At 62.4% G+C, this 18,395-nt stretch carries 19 protein-coding genes; 7 read left to right on the top strand and 12 right to left on the bottom strand.

What is annotated here, in order from left to right; translation table 11 throughout:
* The first annotated feature begins 204 nt into the window (after positions 1 to 204).
* On the top strand, positions 205 to 1,611 hold the full coding sequence (locus tag QCE79_RS26835; protein WP_244829561.1) for an NCS2 family permease: 1,407 nt from the start codon (positions 205 to 207) through the stop codon (positions 1,609 to 1,611).
* Between the two features lie 154 nt (positions 1,612 to 1,765).
* Here the strand turns inward: QCE79_RS26835 and QCE79_RS26830 are convergent, their stop codons facing one another.
* Entirely contained in the window at positions 1,766 to 1,918 is a 153-nt protein-coding gene (locus tag QCE79_RS26830; protein WP_244829554.1) for a hypothetical protein, read from the bottom strand.
* Between the two features lie 283 nt (positions 1,919 to 2,201).
* Between QCE79_RS26830 and QCE79_RS26825 the strand changes: the two genes are divergently transcribed.
* Both QCE79_RS26825 and QCE79_RS26820 read left to right on the top strand, forming a co-directional pair.
* The gene (locus QCE79_RS26825; RefSeq protein ID WP_309849032.1) at positions 2,202 to 3,719 is read left to right on the top strand and encodes an ATPase domain-containing protein; all 1,518 of its coding nucleotides are present in this window, start codon (positions 2,202 to 2,204) and stop codon (positions 3,717 to 3,719) included.
* A 4-nt stretch (positions 3,720 to 3,723) separates the two neighbouring features.
* Positions 3,724 to 5,403, top strand: a complete 1,680-nt coding sequence (locus QCE79_RS26820) for a response regulator (protein WP_250467170.1) — start codon at positions 3,724 to 3,726, stop codon at positions 5,401 to 5,403.
* Positions 5,404 to 5,442: 39 nt separating this feature from the next.
* Here the strand turns inward: QCE79_RS26820 and QCE79_RS26815 are convergent, their stop codons facing one another.
* The 3 genes from QCE79_RS26815 to QCE79_RS26805 form a co-directional block, all read right to left on the bottom strand.
* Entirely contained in the window at positions 5,443 to 5,712 is a 270-nt protein-coding gene (locus QCE79_RS26815) for a DUF1488 domain-containing protein (protein WP_244829549.1), read from the bottom strand.
* Positions 5,713 to 5,898, bottom strand: a complete 186-nt coding sequence (locus tag QCE79_RS26810; RefSeq protein ID WP_309849028.1) for a hypothetical protein — start codon at positions 5,896 to 5,898, stop codon at positions 5,713 to 5,715.
* Positions 5,899 to 6,032: 134 nt separating this feature from the next.
* On the bottom strand, positions 6,033 to 6,173 hold the full coding sequence (locus QCE79_RS26805; RefSeq protein ID WP_309849025.1) for a hypothetical protein: 141 nt from the start codon (positions 6,171 to 6,173) through the stop codon (positions 6,033 to 6,035).
* A gap of 367 nt (positions 6,174 to 6,540) precedes the next feature.
* On the opposite strand from QCE79_RS26805, the gene QCE79_RS26800 reads away from it, so the two are divergent.
* Positions 6,541 to 6,876, top strand: coding sequence for a hypothetical protein (locus QCE79_RS26800; protein WP_250510097.1), 336 nt, complete (start codon positions 6,541 to 6,543; stop codon positions 6,874 to 6,876).
* A 42-nt stretch (positions 6,877 to 6,918) separates the two neighbouring features.
* On the opposite strand, the gene QCE79_RS26795 is transcribed toward QCE79_RS26800, so the two are convergent.
* The 4 genes from QCE79_RS26795 to QCE79_RS26780 form a co-directional block, all read right to left on the bottom strand.
* On the bottom strand, positions 6,919 to 7,383 hold the full coding sequence (locus QCE79_RS26795) for an RbsD/FucU family protein (protein ID WP_244829546.1): 465 nt from the start codon (positions 7,381 to 7,383) through the stop codon (positions 6,919 to 6,921).
* A 78-nt stretch (positions 7,384 to 7,461) separates the two neighbouring features.
* The gene (locus tag QCE79_RS26790) at positions 7,462 to 8,577 is read right to left on the bottom strand and encodes a succinylglutamate desuccinylase/aspartoacylase family protein (RefSeq protein WP_309849021.1); all 1,116 of its coding nucleotides are present in this window, start codon (positions 8,575 to 8,577) and stop codon (positions 7,462 to 7,464) included.
* 82 nt (positions 8,578 to 8,659) lie between these two features.
* Positions 8,660 to 9,469: an ABC transporter substrate-binding protein gene (locus QCE79_RS26785; RefSeq protein WP_309849017.1), complete on the bottom strand. Its 810-nt coding sequence runs from the start codon at positions 9,467 to 9,469 to the stop codon at positions 8,660 to 8,662.
* A gap of 129 nt (positions 9,470 to 9,598) precedes the next feature.
* A complete protein-coding gene (locus tag QCE79_RS26780) occupies positions 9,599 to 10,705 on the bottom strand; it encodes a calcium:proton antiporter (protein ID WP_404989439.1) in 1,107 nt (368 codons plus the stop codon).
* A 282-nt stretch (positions 10,706 to 10,987) separates the two neighbouring features.
* On the opposite strand from QCE79_RS26780, the gene QCE79_RS26775 reads away from it, so the two are divergent.
* The gene (locus QCE79_RS26775; RefSeq protein WP_309849011.1) at positions 10,988 to 11,962 is read left to right on the top strand and encodes a sensor domain-containing diguanylate cyclase; all 975 of its coding nucleotides are present in this window, start codon (positions 10,988 to 10,990) and stop codon (positions 11,960 to 11,962) included.
* Between the two features lie 61 nt (positions 11,963 to 12,023).
* On the opposite strand, the gene QCE79_RS26770 is transcribed toward QCE79_RS26775, so the two are convergent.
* Complete coding sequence (locus QCE79_RS26770) at positions 12,024 to 12,455, bottom strand: OsmC family protein (protein ID WP_244829538.1); 432 nt, start codon at positions 12,453 to 12,455, stop codon at positions 12,024 to 12,026.
* 346 nt (positions 12,456 to 12,801) lie between these two features.
* On the opposite strand from QCE79_RS26770, the gene QCE79_RS26765 reads away from it, so the two are divergent.
* Positions 12,802 to 14,142 carry an FAD-binding oxidoreductase gene (locus QCE79_RS26765; RefSeq protein WP_309849007.1) on the top strand — a complete coding sequence of 447 codons (1,341 nt, stop codon included), beginning with the start codon at positions 12,802 to 12,804 and terminating at the stop codon, positions 14,140 to 14,142.
* A 126-nt stretch (positions 14,143 to 14,268) separates the two neighbouring features.
* A complete protein-coding gene (locus tag QCE79_RS26760; protein WP_250467183.1) occupies positions 14,269 to 14,919 on the top strand; it encodes a DsbA family protein in 651 nt (216 codons plus the stop codon).
* 110 nt (positions 14,920 to 15,029) lie between these two features.
* Here the strand turns inward: QCE79_RS26760 and QCE79_RS26755 are convergent, their stop codons facing one another.
* From QCE79_RS26755 to QCE79_RS26745, 3 genes are all read right to left on the bottom strand, one after another.
* A complete protein-coding gene (locus tag QCE79_RS26755) occupies positions 15,030 to 15,929 on the bottom strand; it encodes a flagellar brake protein (RefSeq protein WP_309849003.1) in 900 nt (299 codons plus the stop codon).
* Positions 15,930 to 16,085: 156 nt separating this feature from the next.
* On the bottom strand, positions 16,086 to 17,096 hold the full coding sequence (gene waaC / locus QCE79_RS26750; protein ID WP_309849001.1) for a lipopolysaccharide heptosyltransferase I: 1,011 nt from the start codon (positions 17,094 to 17,096) through the stop codon (positions 16,086 to 16,088).
* A gap of 136 nt (positions 17,097 to 17,232) precedes the next feature.
* A complete protein-coding gene (locus QCE79_RS26745; protein ID WP_244829530.1) occupies positions 17,233 to 18,117 on the bottom strand; it encodes a neutral zinc metallopeptidase in 885 nt (294 codons plus the stop codon).
* Positions 18,118 to 18,395 lie beyond the last annotated feature (278 nt).

Genomic DNA, 18,395 nt, shown 5'->3' with positions numbered 1-18,395 from the left:
AATGTTGGCATGAGCGGCATGTTTTCCACGGGATTGGACCTCGCGTTGCGTTCCCATAGTCTTTGTCCTGACCGAGTGCAGCCATCAGCGGCGAGCACGAGGCTACATCCAGAACTAAATACGAGACGACCCTGACGACGGACCGCAGTGCGCTTGATTGCGCGCACGGTCGACCGTTTCAGCGTGCTGATAAAGGAGCAGCTCATGTTGGAATCCCCCGCCCAGCAGCTTGGCGACATCGACATTTCCCCTATCGAACGAGAGGACACGGCACCGACCGCGAGCGGCGGCTTTCTTGACCGCTACTTCGGCATATCGCTCGCTGGCAGCACGGAAAAGACCGAAGTGGTCGCGGGCATCACGACCTTTCTCGCGATGGTCTACTCCGTGTTCGTCGTGCCGGGCATGCTCGGCAAGGCCGGTTTCGATACCAGCGCGGTGTTCGTCGCCGTGTGCCTCACGACCGCGTTCGGCTCGCTGCTGATGGGCGTATGGGCGCGTCTGCCTATCGCGATTGGTTGCGCCATCTCGCTGACCGCATTCACCGCGTTCGGTCTCGTGCTCGGCAAAGGCCTCTCGCCTGCCATCGCACTGGGCGCCGTGTTCCTGATGGGCGTCGTTTTCACCGCGATCTCCGTGACTGGCGTGCGCTCGTGGATCTTGCGCAATCTGCCGACGGGCGTCGCGCATGGCACGGGCATCGGCATCGGCTTGTTTCTGCTGCTGATCGCGTCCAACGACGTCGGCCTGATCGTTAAAAATCCCGCGCCGGGCATGCCGGTTTCGCTGGGCGCGATCCGCGCGTTTCCCGTGCTGATGTCGGTGCTCGGCCTGGCGGCGATTTTCGGGCTGGAACGCCGGCGCGTGCCGGGCGGCATTCTGCTCGTGGTGGTCGGCCTGTCGGCTATCGGCCTGATCTTCGATCCGTCCGTGCGCTTTCACGGCGTGTTCGCGCTGCCTTCGCTCGCGACGCCGGGACACGCGTCGCTCATCGGCGCGATGGACATCAAGGGCGCGCTCTCGATGGCCGTGCTGCCGAGCGTGCTCGCACTCGTGATGACCGCCGTGTTCGATGCCACCGGAACGATCCGCGCCGTCGCGGGCCAGGCGGGTCAGATCGACGCCAACGGGCGCATCGTCAACGGCGGACGCGCGCTGACGGCCGATTCGCTCAGCTCGATCTTCTCCGCATGCTTTGGTGGTGCACCGGCGGCGGCGTATATCGAATCGTCGGTGGGCGTGGCGGCGGGCGCAAAGACGGGGCTTGCGGCAACGGTCGTCGGCCTGCTCTTTCTCGCGGTGATGTTCCTTTCGCCGCTCGCCGGTCTCGTGCCCTCCTACGCGACGGCGCCTGCCTTGATGTACGTCGGCCTGCTCATGCTCGGCAACGTGAGCAAGCTGCACATGGACGATACCGTCGACTCCATGTCCGGGCTCGTATGCGCCGTGTTCATCGTGCTGTCGGCGAATATCGTCACCGGCATCATGCTTGGCTTCTGCACGCTGGTGATCGGGCGGATCGTGGCGGGCGAGTATCGCAAGCTGAACGTGGGGACGGTCGCGATCGCGATCGTGCTCGCGGTGTTCTATCTCGGCGGCTGGGCGATCTAGACGTCGCCATCCGATGCGACAACGGCGCGCTCTCCGTGGGGAGGCGCGCCGTTGTCACTCTGGCGATGCGCTACGCGCTCGTAAAAGACAAACGCCCCGGGAGCCATTCGCTTCCGGGGCGTTGCTTTGAAACTTTGACCGGGTACTGTCCTACTTACTTGGTGCGGCGATACGATTCGACGAGCATCTCGCAGTTTTGCAGATGCAATTGCAGCGCGCGATTCCACTCACGGCGCACCGTTGCCTTCGCCGAGCGCAGGAACGAACCGAACGAAACGAACAAAGATTGTTGAGCGGTGGTTTTCATGGCGTCTCTCAGGTAAAGAATCAGGGTAACTAGCTAGGGGATAACCCTAACTATACCCTTTTCATGCTGCATTGCAACCAAATCTTAAAAAGCGTCGCTCTGGTTTGGATTTTTGCAACAGGAATTTGCTGGATAGTAGGTAAATTTAACGAACGTCGCAGCGCCGGCGTGTACTGGCTCGCTTCTTGCAGCCGCCACGCGAGGCGCGGGCGTTCCCCAATGTTTTCCGATTGCTCGCGCGAAAGGCTAGATAAAAAGGCCAGACAACAGAAAGCGCAAGCACATGCCAGAAAAAACCACGCAAGCCCTGCCCGCCCGCATTCCGACGGGCATCGAGGGAGTCGACGACATTCTCGGCGGCGGATTGACGCCGCATCGCATGTATTTGATCGAAGGTGCGCCGGGTGCGGGCAAAACGACTCTCGCCTTGCAGTTCTTACTCAAGGGCGCGGAAGTCGGCGAGCCAGGTCTTTATGTGACGCTTTCGGAGACGAAGGAAGAACTCGTCGCCGTGGCCGAAAGCCATGGCTGGGACACGAAGCGCTTTACCATCATCGAACTTCTGTCGGACGAAGGGCTCGACCCGCGTTACGAGCAGACCGTTCTGCATCCCGCTGAAGTGGAACTGGGCGAAACCGTGCGCGATGTCATCGCGCAAGTGGATGAAGTGAAGCCCGCGCGACTCGTCTTCGACAGCTTGTCCGAGTTGCGCATGCTCTCGCAAAACCCGCTGCGTTATCGCAGACAGATTCTCGCGTTGAAGCGTTACTTCGCGACGCGCGCCTGCACCGTCATGCTGCTCGACGACAACACGTCCGAGCCGGGCGATCTGCAGTTGCACAGCATCGCGCACGGCGTGCTGTGCCTCGACAATCTCGTGCACGACTACGGCGGCGAGCGCCGGCGCCTGCGGATTGCGAAGATGCGCGGCATCAAGTTTCGCGAAGGTTTTCACGACATGACGCTGAACACCGGCGGCATTGAAGTCTATCCGCGTCTGATCGCGTCTGAACATCACGCCGATTTCTCGGCAAAGCCGCTCAGCACCGGCACGGCCGGGCTGGATGCGCTTCTCGGCGGCGGCCTCGTGCCAGGCACCAATACGCTCATCGTCGGGCCGTCGGGCGTGGGCAAGACGACCACCGTGACCTCGTGTCTGCTCGCCGCGCTCGAACGCGGCGAGCCGTGTGTCTACTATCTTTTCGATGAAACGCGCACCACGCTTTTGCGGCGCTCGACGAGCCTCGGCATCGATCTGCGGCCGCATCTCGACAGCGGCTTGCTGAACTTGCGCCAGGTCGATCCCGCCGAAATATCGCCCGGAGAGTTCACGAGCAGCGTGCGACAGAGCGTCGAACAGGGCAACGCGCGCTACGTCGCCATCGACAGCCTGAACGCGTATCTGCAAGCGATGCCCGGCGAGCGCTACCTGCTCCTGCAAATGCACGAACTGCTCACCTATCTGAACCAGCGCGGCGTCATCACGATGCTGGTGCTGGGGCAGCATGGAATCATCGGCGAAATACAGAGCGACGTGGATATCAGTTATCTAAGCGACGTGGTCCTGCTGTTTCGCTACTTCGAGCGTCAAGGCGAAGTGCTGACGGCGCTGACCGCCGTGAAAAGCCGCGCGAGCGGCCATGAGCGCTCGATTCGTCAATTTCAGCTGGGTGCGGGCGGGCTGAACGTCGGCGAGGCATTGCGCGACTTCGAAGGCATTCTGAGCGGCCTGCCTTCGTACAAGGGCGGCACGGCCATGCTGGTTCCCGACACCAGTCACGCGGGCTCCTCGGGGAACTAGCGCCATGGAGTTTCGCGTTCTGATAGTGGCGCCATTCGGCCGCGATGCCGACGTAATCGCCGATGTCCTCGCATTCGATGACCGCGATTGCTTCGCGTGCGCCGATTCGGTTTGCCTCACCGCCGAACTCGACCGCGGCGCGGGCACTGCCATCGTCACCGAGGAATCGCTCAAGAGCGACAACGGCGAAGTGCTCGCTGCCTGGATCGACCGGCAACCGGCGTGGTCCGACTTTCCCATCATTCTGCTTTCAGGACGCGCAACCGAACGGCGCTCGGCCGCGAGTATCGACATGCTGGAGCGGCTTGGCAACGTGCTCGTCCTCGAACGTCCTCTGAACTCGGAGACCTTGCGCCGCGCGGTGATGTCGTCGCTGCGGGCGCGTGCGCGCCAGTACGATGCGCGCCGGCATCTCGCGGAGTCGGAGCAGCATCTGATCGCGCGCTCGAAGGCGCAGGAAGCGCTCGAACGGCTCAACGACTCGCTGGAAAGCCGCATCGCCGAGCGCACCCAGGAACTGGCATCGGCAAATAATCGCCTGATGCGCGAGATTCACGAGCGCGCCAAGGTGCAGGCCGTGCTCGTGCAGTCGCAAAAGATGGAGGCGCTCGGGCAATTGACGGGCGGCATCGCGCATGATTTCAACAATCTGCTGAATGTCATCATGGCGAACGCGGAATTGATCGCGCGAATCAGCAGCGACGAGCGCGTGCGCAAAATGGCCGCGACGACCAAGCGCGCCACCGAACGCGGCGCCAAGCTCACCGCGCAGTTGCTGACGTTTTCGCGCACCAGCAATCTCGATTTGAAAGCGGTCAACGTCGCGTCGCTTTTGCAAGGCATGCGCGACATCATCTCGATCTCGCTCGGCTCGTCGATCGCGTTCACCACGACCTCCGATTCCGAAGATCTCTGGACCCAGGCGGATGCCAATCAGCTGGAACTGGCCGTCCTCAATCTCACGATCAATGCGCGCGACGCCATGCCCGGCGGCGGGCGCCTCACGATCCACGCGGGCGAGCGCCCCGCGCCCGACGAAACCTTCACGGCTGGACGCTACGTGGTCATCCGTGTGAGCGATTCGGGCTCGGGCATCGAGCCAGGCGTGCTGTCGCGCGTGTTCGACCCGTTCTTCACGACCAAACCAGTCGGCAAAGGGACGGGGCTCGGCTTGAGCCAGGTCTACGGCATCGCGCGGCAGGCGGGCGGCGTGGCGCGCATCGAAAGCGAACCGGGCAAAGGGACGAGCGTCGAAATCTGGTTGCCGCTCGGCGCGAAGGATTTGCAGGAAGCCGACGTTGCGCTCAAACCCGAGGACAGCGCATCGGGCGCGAAGCGCATCCTCGTGGTCGAAGACGACGAAGACGTGCGCGAGATGCTCGTCGAATGTCTGCAGACGCTCGGCTATTCGGTGACGCACGCCTGCGACGGCCCCAACGGCCTCAAACGCCTGCCACTGGACCATCCCGATCTGATGATGGTCGACTTCGCGATGCCCGGCATGAACGGCATGGAGGTGATCGCGAAAGCGCGTGAACTGCGTGCCGATCTGCCGGTGATCCTGGCAACGGGCTATGCGGACGTCGATGTATCGAAGATCAAGGAAAAGCGCTTTGCCGCGCTGCGCAAGCCGTTTCAGCTCGATGAACTCGCGCGCACGGTGCGTATTGCGCTGGACAACTGAAGCCGCCGCGACAACGTGACGGTTACACGGCGTTGAACGCTACTCGTGGATCGTATAACGGTTCTGCGGGCCGCCCGTGTAGAGACCCTTCGCCAGTTCGAGAATGCGTTCGCGATTGCGGTCGAACGTGGCGAGCAGCGCCATCTCACCCGTGCCCATGCCGGGGTTCAGCGCGGCAAGCGTCTTGTCCTCGACCAGAAAGCTGATCTCGCGCTTGCTGTCGTAACCCCAGAAGCACACGCCGTGTCTTGCGGCGTCGTAGCTGCGGCTGGGGTTCGGGAAGTTGAGGACTTCCGCGGGCTTTCCCATCTAGACACCCGGGCCCACGTAACGCCACTTGCTCGCGTTGACGTCGATAAGCGCGTCATTATCGCGGCGCTTTTGAGCGCGCTCGCTGTCCGCGTTGCTCAGCGCCGATGCACGCGACTTCTGCGCGATCGTATATTCGCTTTGTTTGACGGCCACGGCGGGATTGACTTTGGGTCTCGTTGTCATGCTGGTTCCAGTCCGGAAAGAGAAAACATCGGGACTCGGTGGTGGGCGTCTGACTTCCACTTCGATGGCGAAGTCAGAATAGAGCGTCGTCGCGCCATGCACCGAGGACAGCTTGAACGAATGTCGCGCTAAGGCTATTTCTTCTTCACGGATGCGCTGGCTTCCGCGCTTTTCTTGGGCGTGGCCCACGATACAGCCGCTGCCGGCGACTCTACTTTCTTCGGCTGTTTGGGCTTTTTAGCCTCTTTATTTCCGCGTACCTGACCTTTTGCCATGATCCTGCTCCCCGACTTGCACAGACGCGAAGGCGACTGCTGCGCCACATAGTGTGGGCGCTTTCGGAGGAACTGTCGCGATTTATTTTTTTACCGGCAGTTTTGAGGGAATGAAAGCATGGCTCGAAGCCTTTTCGAAGCTTTTATAGCATGCCTTAATATCAAGCCGAAACTGCCTCATTCTGCTTGCTCCTCCCCGATACCGTTTGCTTTTCGCTCGCTTTGAGCGCATGGTGAGGCAGCATCACTACACGTTGAAACTGCCCTGATCCGCATTTGTCCAGTACTGGCGGCATCGCTTATCGAGCAAGTTTTCTGACTGTCATTTCACGAGACACGTCGCACCAAGCCGCGTGCATTTGACAACGTGTTCGCGTTTCATGGCGAGCAGACCTTCGACGAGTTGCCGGTCTCGAAAGAGCCGGTATCGGAAGAACTTCGCTGGCGACGCGAAACCAGCCAAAGCCAGTTTTCCGACAACGAAGGTGAATCTATGTGGACCTGCATACGATGCAGCGGCAGGATCTCGCGCGCCAAGGCCGAAGCTAGCGTCGACAGCTTCGGCTGCTATTTCATCTGCAAGGTATGCTCGCGCCGTAATACGCTCGTGGATGTCTCGCTTCCCGCCGGGCCGACCCTGCTTGCGCAGGCGCCCGACAGAAAGCCGCGCTGGGTTGCCCGGCCGGCTATTCTGTTTTCATGATCGCGGTCAGGCGCCGCAAGCTAGTGTCAAGAAATCAGCGTGTCATTGCGCTGGCGTGTCGGGCGCGAGTTGCACGCCCTTTTTGAAGATGAAGCAGCCGTAGCCGCGCGCTTCGCTCGTCTGAATCACGCAATAAGCCTGTTTGGCGCGCTCGTAAAAAGCGAAGCGCTCGACGGGCGCGAGCGGAACGGCGCGGCCTTCGGCGTCGTCGACTTCGCGTTGTACTTCACGCTGTACGGCAGGCAGCGCATCCGGGTCGCCGACCACTTCCATGCGCTCGGCGGGATGATCGACGAACGTATCCAGCGGCAGCACAGACAACACGGCCCGCACCGCACGCGGCGCGTTGATGCCGTCGAGACGCAGCAATTGTCCGCGCACGGTCTGACGCGCGACGGAATCGCCGGGAAAGTTGGCGTCGCAGATGACGACTTCATCGCCGTGGCCCATCGCGCAGAGTGCGTGAAGGATGTCGGCGTTGAGCAAGGGATCGAGATTCTTCAGCATGTTCCTGTCGTTCTCCGTGGACATTGCAACCGGGTTTGCCGACGTATGGTAACCGCGTGGGACGACTCGTCGGCAACTTCAAGGCACGAGCAGGTCGCCTTCGCGCCGGACTTCCGCGCCCGCGATGCGCGCCACCAGCATTCCCGCCGTCGCGAACCGCGTCCAGTGCCGCGCGTACAGCACGCCGTCACTCTGCGCGATGAGCGGCACGAGTTCGTCATGGAGCGGATCGAGCACTTCAGCGACGACATCGCCCGCGCGCACTTTCTCTCCAACTTCGCGCGCATGCAGAATCACGCCGGAGATCGGCGCGTGAAGGTAATCGCATCCGGCAAGCGGCGTCGGCGGATTGGTGAGCGCGGGCAGCGCGGGGGCAGCGCCCGAAATAAAACCCGCGTGCGTCAGATAATCGACGATTGCCTGTGCATCGGGCGCAGCGGTTTCGCGCGATACGTCGCGCACGCCGCGCAGTTCGAGAGTGACGGTTGCCGCGCCCCGAGGAATGGGGAAGCGTCCGGCGAATGCGTCACGCAGATAACGCCACGCCGATACGCACGCTTCGTCGAACGGCTCGCCGCCCGACACGTCCGCGAGCAATTGCGCCTCGCTGCCGAGATAGCGCGCAAGCGGTTCGATCCGAACCCAGGCCTCGGGCGTCGTGTAGAGATGCGCGGCGGCTTCCCAGTCGCAATGCATGTCGATGATGAGATCGGCATCGCAAGCCAGCGTCATCAGCGCGATGCGCTGCGATTCGAGTTCGGTCGCGGGCTCGAGCGCCGCGAACGCATCGCGCAAGGCGGCGCGGATGGCGCGGGCGTTGTGCGCTTCATCGCCAGTCAGGTGTTGCTTGAGTCTATCGACGAGCCTCGGCCCAAGCGCGGGAAAGCGCCGGTTGAAATCCTGTCCGGACTGCATGTCGAAGCGGCCCATTTGCGTGCCGAACCAGTGCTGATTGAGCCCGGCCGGATTCGCCACGGGCACGAGCACGATCCGCGCGTTCAGGCGCCCCGCCGCTTCCAACTCCGCGAAATGCCGCTTGAGATACCACGCGACCACCATGCCCGGCAGTTCGTCGGCGTGCAGCGACGCCTGGATATAGACCTTCGGCCCATGTTCCGCGCCGAAGGCGTAGCTCGTGATCGCGCGCCCCGTTCCAGGCGAAGCGGCGACGAGCGGATGGTGCGAGACCTGCATCGAATGAATTGCCTCGTAAAAAAAGAAAGGCACCGCAAGCGATGCCTTTTCGGTCGACACTCGGAACGCTAAACGCCAGCGCTTACCGAATCGAGATATCGGTGGCGAAATACTTCGCCATGATGCGCTTGAACGTGCCGTCCTTCTTGATCGCGTCGAACGCCTGGTCCAGGCCGTTCTTCAGATCGGCGTCGCCCTTGCGCAAGCCGATTGCCGTGCCCGGACCGATGATCGCCCGGTCTTCGACAATCGGCCCGACGAGCGCGAACGCCTTGCCTTGCGGCTTCTTCAGAAAGCCGATGGCGGCTTGCGCGGCATCGGTGAACATGGCGTCGATACGGCCCGCGACCAGATCGTTCTCGACCTGATCCTCATCGCCGTAAGGCACGACGGTCACACCCTGCGGTTCCCACTTCACGCGCGCGTAGTGTTCCTGCACCGTGCCCTGTTCGACGCCGACGCGTTTGCCCTTGAGCGCCTGCGGCGTCGGCAGAATGCCCGAGCCCGCGCGCGCGACGAGTTGCGCGTGGGTATCGTAGAGCGGCTGGGTGAAATCGATCTGCTTCAGGCGTTCTTCGGTAATGCCCATGTCGGACAACACGGCGTCGAACTTGCGCGCCTTGAGGCCGGGAATCATGCCGTCGAAACTGTTTTCGACCCACACGCATTTGACCTTCATCTGCGCGCAAAGCGCATTGCCGAGGTCGATGTCGAAACCGGCCAGCTTGCCATCCGCCTGCTTCGATTCGAACGGCGGGTAGCTGGGATCGACGGCGAAGCGGATCTGCGTGAGTTCCTTGGCGTGAACGGAAACCGAGGTGACGGCGAGTGCTGCGAGCATCGCGGAGAAAGCGAACGATGCGGACTTGCTGACTGACTTCTTGAACGACATTCCAATCCTTCGAGACTTGCGGTAAAAATTGACGCCGGAGCGATTACTGCCAAGCGCGTGACGGGTCGACGAAACCCGCGGCGCGCGCCGGAAAACCGTGAATGGTAGCAAAACCGCATGCGTCGATGCTCATGGCACGACGGTCAGGAACAGGAACGCCGCGAAGATCATCAGATGCACGACGCCTTGCAGCACGGTCGAGCGCCCGGTGCCGAGCGTGATCACGGAGACGAGCAGCGTCACCGCGAGCATGGTGATCTCCTTCGGCGCGAGCCCGAGGGAGATAGGCTGGCCGATGAGGATCGACACGATCGCAACCGTGGGAATGGTCAAACCGATGCTCGCGAGCGCCGAGCCGAGCGCAAGGTTCAAACTCGTTTGCAGCCGGTTCAGACGCGCGGCGCGCAATGCCGCGAGCCCTTCGGGCAACAAAACGAGCGCGGCGATCACCACGCCGACGACCGCCTCGGGTGCACCGGCTGCCGCGACGCCCGCCTCGACCGCAGGCGACAAGAGCTTCGCCAGCCCGACCACGGACAAAAGCGACAGCACGAGCAAGCCGAGCGCGGTCCATGCGGCGGCGTTGGTCGGCGGCGGCGCGTGGGGCACGTCGTCTTCCGTGGCGGTTAGCTTGACGACATCCGGCACGGCTTGCAAAAAGTAGTCGCGATGCCGGATGGTCTGCACGAACACGAACACCACATACAGCACGAGCGAGATCACCCCGACGAACACGAGTTGCGAAGTGGACAAGCCCGGTCCCGGCACGGTGCTCGTGAAGTTCGGCAGGACGAGCGTGAGCACGGACATGGCGCAGAGAATGGCGAGCGCGGCGCTTGCGCCCTGCAACTGAAAATCCTGCACGTGATGCCGCATGCCGCCGATCAGCAGACACAGCCCCATGATCGCGTTGCTGCAAATCATGATCGCGGCGAACACGGTGTCGCGCGGCAAGCCGGCTTTTTCGGGGCCGCCGGACAGCATGACGGAGACGATCAGCGCGACTTCGATCACCGTCACCGCAATGGCCAGCACCAGCGTGCCGAACGGCTCGCCGACGCGATGCGCAACTACTTCGGCATGATGCACGGCCGCGAACACCGCGAACGCCAGCGCGATGGCAGCCAGCGCCATGAGCGCGGTGTTGTGAATGAGCGCGGTGGCCACGAGCACGACGAGCGCGAGAATCGGGGTGATGACGGTCCAGTCGAACTTGAGTTTCAATGGGCGCTCCATGCGAATCAGGTAAAGGGGTCGTCGGTTCATGGCGAAGTGCCACCATGTCCGACCCGCCTGCGCGACGAAGGTGCGCTGCAAGGGCGATGAAAGCGCCGTGACAAAGGGCCGCGGTCCATCGGCATGATAGCGAAAACGCCGCGCGGCGCGAGACTGTCGAAGCGAGCGCTGCGCTCGGCTTCGTGCTGAAGAATTGGCGTATTTGTCGGAGAATAAGCACTGTTGCCGATTGTCCCGTCGTCAGCGGCCCTGCCGCCAAACCGTCTCAGGAAACGGAGATCCATGCTCGTCGCGCCCAAACCCTCGACCGAAGCCGCCCGGCTTGCCACGCTGCGCTCGCTGAATATCCTCGATACCCCGCCGGAAGAGCGCTTCGACCGTCTCACGCGCCTGGCGCGGCGTCTGTTCGGCGTGCCGATCGCGCTCGTGAGCCTGATCGATGAGAACCGGCAGTGGTTCAAGTCGTGCATCGGTCTCGATGTGCCGGAGACTTCGCGCGATGTGTCGTTCTGCGCGCACGCCATTCTGCATGACGACGTGTTGATGATTCCCGATGCGCGCATCGATACGCGCTTCCACGACAATCCGCTCGTGACTGGCGCGCCCGGCATTCGGTTCTACGCGGGGCATCCGCTGACGGTGCCCAATGGCAGCAAGTTGGGCACGCTTTGTCTCATCGATACCCGTCCCCGCGAATTCGACGGCGAAGAGCGCAGCCTCTTGCGCGATCTCGCGCATATCGCGGAACAGGAGATCGCGGCGATCGAACTTGCAACCGTCGATGACCTGACGCTCATTGCCAACCGTCGCGGTTTCGAAGCGCTAGCGCGGCATGCGCTCAATATCTGCAAACGGCTCGATCGGCGCGCGTCGCTGCTGTTTTTCGATCTCGACGATTTCAAGCGTATCAACGACACCTTCGGTCACGCGGAAGGCGACCGCGCGCTCGTCACTTTCGCCGATGCCTTGCGCGCTTCGCTGCGTGCAAGCGATGTCATCGGCAGGCTTGGCGGCGACGAATTCGTCGCGCTCCTGACCGACGCGAGCGACGAGGAAGCCGCCCACGCGCTCGAACGTCTGCGCGCAAAGCTGGCTGCGCACAATGCTTCGGCCACACGCGGTTACGAGATTCGCTTCAGCGTTGGACAGACGCAGTTCGATCCCGCGCAGCATGCGACTTTCTTCGACCTTCTGATTGAAAGCGACAGCAAAATGTACGCGCATAAGGCCGAGAGGAAGAACGCGGCGCGGCATTAAAAAACGCGGACGGTCGAGATAACCGGTCCGCGTCTTTTCACTCAAACCACGCCTCGAACGCTCAGGAAACCAGTTCGGCGTTCAGCGTAATTTTCGCGTTGCCCGCAAACAGCTTCGACACCGGGCAGCCTTCCTTCGCGGCTTGGGCGGCCTTGTCGAAGGCAGCCTTGTCCGCGCCGGGAATCTTCGCCTTCAGATCGAGTTGACACGCGGTGATGGTGAAGCCTTCGCCGTCTTTATCGAGCGTGACGGTCGATTTCGTTTCCAGGCTTTCGGCCTTCAGACCCGCGAGCTCGAGTTGCAGCGAAAGCGCCATCGTGAAGCAGCCAGCGTGCGCCGCGCCGATCAACTCTTCCGGGTTCGTGCCCGGACCTTCCTCGAAACGCGACTTGAAGCCATACGGCGCTTCGTTGAGCACGCCGGTTTGCGTCGAGATGAAACCCTTGCCGTCCTTGATGCCGCCGCTCCACTTCGCCGATGCTGTCTTTTGCATGAAAGTTCTCCAGAGATGGGGTGAAATTGCGTTGACTGGCGCCAATGGCGCGTGACGCATGCGGCGCTGAGTTCGCACGCGCCGTGCCTGACGCTCGATGACGGGTGCTGTCGGACGCGGCGCATCCGCTTGTGTTTGTTCCTGAACGCCGCGCCTGACCTATCGTAGCGGATCGCCGGCGCATGCGCAGATGGCGTGCAACATGCGCTGCATGCCCCGATGCAACATCGCGGCAATTTCATTCATATGGTCAAAAAGAGGCGCATCCCTTAGCATGACTGCCTCCCGGCTCAACCTGACCGACACATGAACGTAACGGCACGACTTGACGAGCGCGCGTCCTGACATGGGACCGCTGACAGAACGTATCGACGAAGACAGAACGCTGCCCGAACGTGTCGACGTGGTCGTCGTGGGCGGCGGCGTGATCGGCATCAGCACCGCGCGCTCGCTGGCGGCCAAGGGCTTGTCGGTGGCGGTGTGCGAGAAAGGGCACATCGCGGGCGAGCAGTCGAGCCGCAACTGGGGCTGGTGCCGCGCGACACATCGCGACCTGCGCGAGCTCGAACTTAGTCTCGAGAGTCTGAAGCTGTGGCGTCGTATCGATGAAGAACTCGGCATCGACACCGGCTTTCGCGAATGCGGCATCCTCTATGCCGCCGACGACGCCAAAGCACTCGCCGATCACGAAGCGTGGCTCGCGCGCGCGGTCGCAAAAGTCGGCCGCGACGCGCTCGACTCGCGCATCATCTCCGCCGATGAAACCGCCGCGCTGATGACCGGCGCGTCACGCCGCTTCGCGGGCGGCATCTACACGCCCGGCGATGGCCGCGCCGAACCGCAACGCGCCGTCCCGGCGATGGCCGCCGCGCTGCGCAAGCGAGGCGTCAAGATCCTCACGCCCTGCGCCGTGCGCGGCGTGGAAACGAGCGGCGGCAAGGTCAGCGGCGTGGTGACGGAATACGGACGGATCGCGTGCACGAGCGTGGTGGTCGCGGGCGGCGCGTGGACGCGGCTCTTCGCGGGCAACCTCGATGTCGATGTGCCACAGCTCATGGTGCGTTCGTCGGTCATGCGCACAGCGCCGCTCGAAGGCGGTCCCGACGTGAGCGCGTGCAATCACGCGATGGGTTATCGCAAGCGGCTCGACGGCGGCTATACCATCGCCAACGCATTCCGCAACTACAGCGACATCACGCCCGACAGTTTCCGGCTGTTCTTCAAGTTTTTGCCCGCGCTCAAAAGCCAGCTCGGCGCGCTCAAGCTCGGCTTCAACGCGCGCTTCTTCGAGGAACTGCGCCGTCCGCGCCACTGGCCGCTGAATCGGCCGACGGTATTCGAGTCCGTGCGCACGCTCGACCCCGCGCCTGTCGAGGCCTTCAACCAGCGCGCGCTCGACGAATTTCGCGCGGTTTTTTCGGCGCTTGGCGCGGTGAAGGTCGAGCAGTCGTGGGCCGGCTATATCGATGTAACGCCCGATGCGGTGCCGGTCATCTCGGGCATCGACGGAACGCCCGGGGTGTTCATCGCCACGGGATTTTCGGGGCACGGCTTCGGCATCGGTCCGGGTGCGGGTCGGTTGATGGCGGATATCGTCGCGAACGACACCCCGCTCGTCGACCCGCGCGCCTTCCGTCTGTCGCGCTTCTTCGACGGCAGCAAGATCGAGCTCGACGGCGGGTTCTAAGCCGGCGAATTTTGAACGCGCCGCGCCATGCCTACATCGACTCGCAGCACGCGCTAACATACCGGTTTTGCGGTTTTGTCCTTTCCGGGCGCGCGCATGCATCGCCCTGCATTCGAGGTTTTTTTTATGGCAACCACGCCTGTTTTGTATGTCGATGTCTGGTCGGACTTCACATGTCCTTTCTGCTATCTGGAAACACCGGTGCTCGATCAGTTCGCCAAGGCGTATGGCAACGCAGTCGAGCTTCGCTGGCACGCGTTCGAACTGCGTCCCGAACCCACGCCGCTGCCTGATCCGAATAGCGAACAAGCCCAGGACGCCTGGGAAAACTCGGTGGTTCCGCTTGCCGAGGAGCGCAACGTGTTGATGCGTCCGCCGCCCGTCGCGCCACGCAGCCGCAAGGCGTTCGAGACCGCGCTTTTTGCGCAGGAATCGGGGCGCTTCGATATCGTGCATCGCGCGATCTTCAAGGCTTACTTCGAGGAAGGTATCGATATCGGCGATCCGGACGCGCTCATCGATATTGCCGCGACATGCGGCATCGATCCCGAGTTGCTCGAAGAAGCGCTCGACGAAGGCACCTACACGGACCTCGTGATCGAAGACGAAGAGTTTGCCAAGCAACTGGGCGTGAGCGGCGTGCCGTTTGCCGTGCTGTCGCGCGAAGCCGCGCCGGGCAAGGAACCGCCGCCGCCCATCGCGTTGCGTGGCGCCGCGCCGATTCAGCACTTCGAGAATGCGGTCGAGCGGTTGTTTCCGGATGGCTTTCCGAGTTGATCTTCGAGGTAAGCGGGCGATGCGGGGCTGGCATGCGCTCGGCCACGACGCCGACGACGCGCAGCCTCGCGAATAGTCAGCTCGGCAAAGTGCACCGGCCGACGCCCCGTCTAACCGTGCTCCGCCATGAACGACTTCAGCGCAATACGCTGCGCCGGTTCGAGCGATTCGAATTCAAGCCCATAAGCGGCGCTTTGCGTCGATGCATCGAAGTCGCCGACGTGACGCACGATGGCGATGGTATCGACCTGAACATCGACGCCGTCGGTCGCGAATCGAAACGAGAGTGCGAGACGATCGCCCACGCGCGCGTTCGGCGCCGCGACAGTCAAAGACATGCCGTAGGGACTGATGTCGCTCACGCGACCCGGCTGTTTGAGCGCGCCCTCTTCGCCTTCGATGGCAAAGCATGCCGCCATGCGCGTCGGCATGCGGACGAACTTGCGCGTGCGCAGGCGGCGGATCGTACCTGGCGCCGATAACACCACATAACTGAACGGCTCGCGGCAGAGCGCATCCACCGTACACGCGAAGCGGAACACGCCCTTTCCCGTCAGCGCGACGAGATCGACCAGTTCGCCACGCGTGAGGTCCAGCGGATCGAAGCCCGTCATGAGCGGCTGAGTGACAAAAAGCGAACGCTCGCCATTGCGACGTGCATTCGAAAAACCGATAACGCGACTCGCATACATCGCCGAACCCGAACCGCCTGTGACACGCACGCCAATACGGCCGCCGATCGACAAACCCAAGTCGTCGAGAACGAGCGTTTCCTCACTCGGCTCTTCCGGTTTTCGTCGAGGCGCCGCGTCGCCGGCAGTCCGGTGCGGATCGAACTGCCTGAAAATGAAATCGCGCGTCGCTTTGTCGGGAATGAGGGTGCCTGCCGCGAAAAGCGGCGTCCCATCGGCGGAAACGATCGCCCATTCGAGCGGCGCGCCCGGCACGACGTCGGCAGATTGAAGACGCACGATGGCCTGTCGTGCGTCAACGGCGGAGTCTTCGATCATTTATCGGACGATTCTTAAGTGTTTTCGCAATCGTCTCCGGTCGCCGAATTGCCGTCAAGTGCTACGAAGCAAAATTTACGTTCGCGCACTAATAAATGACTTCCGCGCGCCCTCTTTTGCGAACATTCTGCAAAAAGTTTATGCGCATAAAACTTTTTAACGCGCTATTACGCCAGCATGCGCGTGGCGATTCGCTTCAGTGGGAGCCAAAACGCTTTGGATTGCCCCGAGCACTTGCGGTACGTCAGGCGGCGCTCCGCCATCACCGACAGAGACCGAACGGCCAGGTTCGTGGATACCGAAATGCTCGCGCGATGTCGCCGCGAACAGCATGACGGTGCGCCGCTGCAAAGCATGTGCGAGATGGACGAGCCCAGTATCGGTTCCGACGACCAGTTCCGACGCCTGAATCCAGTGTGCGCATTCCTCGACGCTCAGCTTCGGCAGCACGAGCGCCTGCGGCACGAGTGCGGCAATGGCCTGCGCTTCGCCGCGCTCGCGCTCCGTGCCCCACGGCAACGCAATCTGATAGCCGCGCTCGACGAGCCAGCGCCCGACTTCGGTCCAGTGATCCTTCGGCCACTTCTTCACATCGGCGGAGGTCGCGTGGAACAACATGGCGATGGGCGCGCCGCCGCGTGGAATGCCGAGGTCATGCTTAGGCTCGGGGAGTCGAAGATCGTAGTCGGGCGTTTCCTGAATCTCGTAGCCCAGCGCATCGGCGACGCTCACGCGCATGCCGCGCCAGGCGTCGGTGTGCGGACGCGGACCGAAGCGCGCGTTGTACGCGAACGCCGCGCCACGCTCGCCAAGGTCCTGATTCAGATAGCCGTAGCGCCGCCGCCCACGCGCTATGAACGCGATGATCGCGCTCTTGTACACGCCATGAATATCGACGATGACGTCGTATTTCTCGGCGCGCAACTCGCTGATGGATCCCGTGATTTCCTTGAGATCGTTCCAGTTGCGCGCCTTCTTGAACTTGCGCAAAGGCGCGCTCAGCACGCGGTCGACACCCTGACTCCAACGGATGATGTCAGCGAACGCGGCGTCGGCGGCCCAGTCGACCTTCGCGGATGGAAACGCCCGCCGCAAGTCGGAGACAACCGGCAGCGTTTCGACGATATCGCCGAGAGACGTGACTTTGACGATCAGAATTCGCTTCATCGACAGACCTGGATGCACCGGTGTATGCGGCTCGATGCCGCGCCGGAAAAACAGCGATTCTAAAGAATTTGTCGCGCCACGGCTGTCAGCGTTTGTAAGTCCGCCGTCGCGTCACGTCTTCGGCGCCTAGACGGCGTTACAGGGTCTTGGCCGAAAACGTATCGCATTGACGGATATCGCCGGACGACAAGCCCTTGCGCAACCATCGCTGCCGTTGCTCGCTCGATCCGTGCGTGAACGCTTCCGGCACCACGCGTCCTTGCGATTGCTGCTGCAACCGGTCGTCGCCAATTGCGCCCGCCGCATTCAAGCCCTGCTCGAAATCGCCCGGCTGAATGAGCTTTGCATTGTCCTGCTGCGCCACCGCCGCCCACACGCCCGCAAAACAATCCGCCTGCAACTCGACGCGCACCGAAAGCGCATTCGCCTGCGCGGGCGACATGCGCGCGCGTGCGCTATCGACCTTGTCCATGATGCCGAGCACGTTTTGCACGTGATGCCCGACTTCGTGCGCGATCACGTAGGCCTGTGCGAAGTCGCCGCCCGCGCCGAAGCGATCCTTCAACTCGCGATAGAACGACAAGTCGATATAAACGCGCCGGTCGTTCGGACAATAGAACGGCCCCATCGCCGCTTGTCCCGTGCCGCAGCCTGTTTGCGTGCCGCCCGAGAACAGCACGAGCTTGGGCGCCGGATAGTCCTGATTGAACTGCGTCTTGAAGATGTGTTGCCAGGTTCGCTCGGTATTGCCGAGCACGCGACGCACGAACACGGCGCCGGCGTCTTGCGCGGGCGGTGCATTCGACGGCGCGGCTTGCTGCTGCACGGGCGCGTTGCCATGAAGCATTTGCGCGCCGTTGATGATGGTCATCGGATTGATGCCGAAGAAGTACGATGCCGCGAGCGCGACGACGATCGTCCCTATGCCGATGGATCCGCCGCCGACTCTGAATCCGCCGCCTCCGCCGCTGCCTCGCCGGTCTTCGACATTGCTGCTTTCTGCTTCGTCATCGAGGCGCATTTGGGTCTCCTTGCATAGCCGCGCGTGGCGCGTGCTCAAAAGCCATTATGGTACTCGCGCGTCTCGCAAATGAAGTCTCGCGAGGACGTGAAAGTTCGTCGAACAAGCCTGCGTCAATGTGAATCGGACGAGTCTTGATGCAGTGCGGTCGATTGTCGCGTAAAGCAGCCCGCATTCCTGCTCTCGACGAGTCATCCTCCATACCAAAAACAGCGCGCTTTCAAGCCACTAGCTTCGCTAAACCCTTGAAACCGCGGCATTTGCGCGCAACGCGCATT

It is taken from the genome of Caballeronia sp. LZ003 (assembly GCF_031451465.1).
Lineage (GTDB): Bacteria > Pseudomonadota > Gammaproteobacteria > Burkholderiales > Burkholderiaceae > Caballeronia.
The sequence above is the reverse complement of the archived record's forward strand: the minus strand, read 5'-3'. Positions and strand labels throughout refer to the sequence as shown.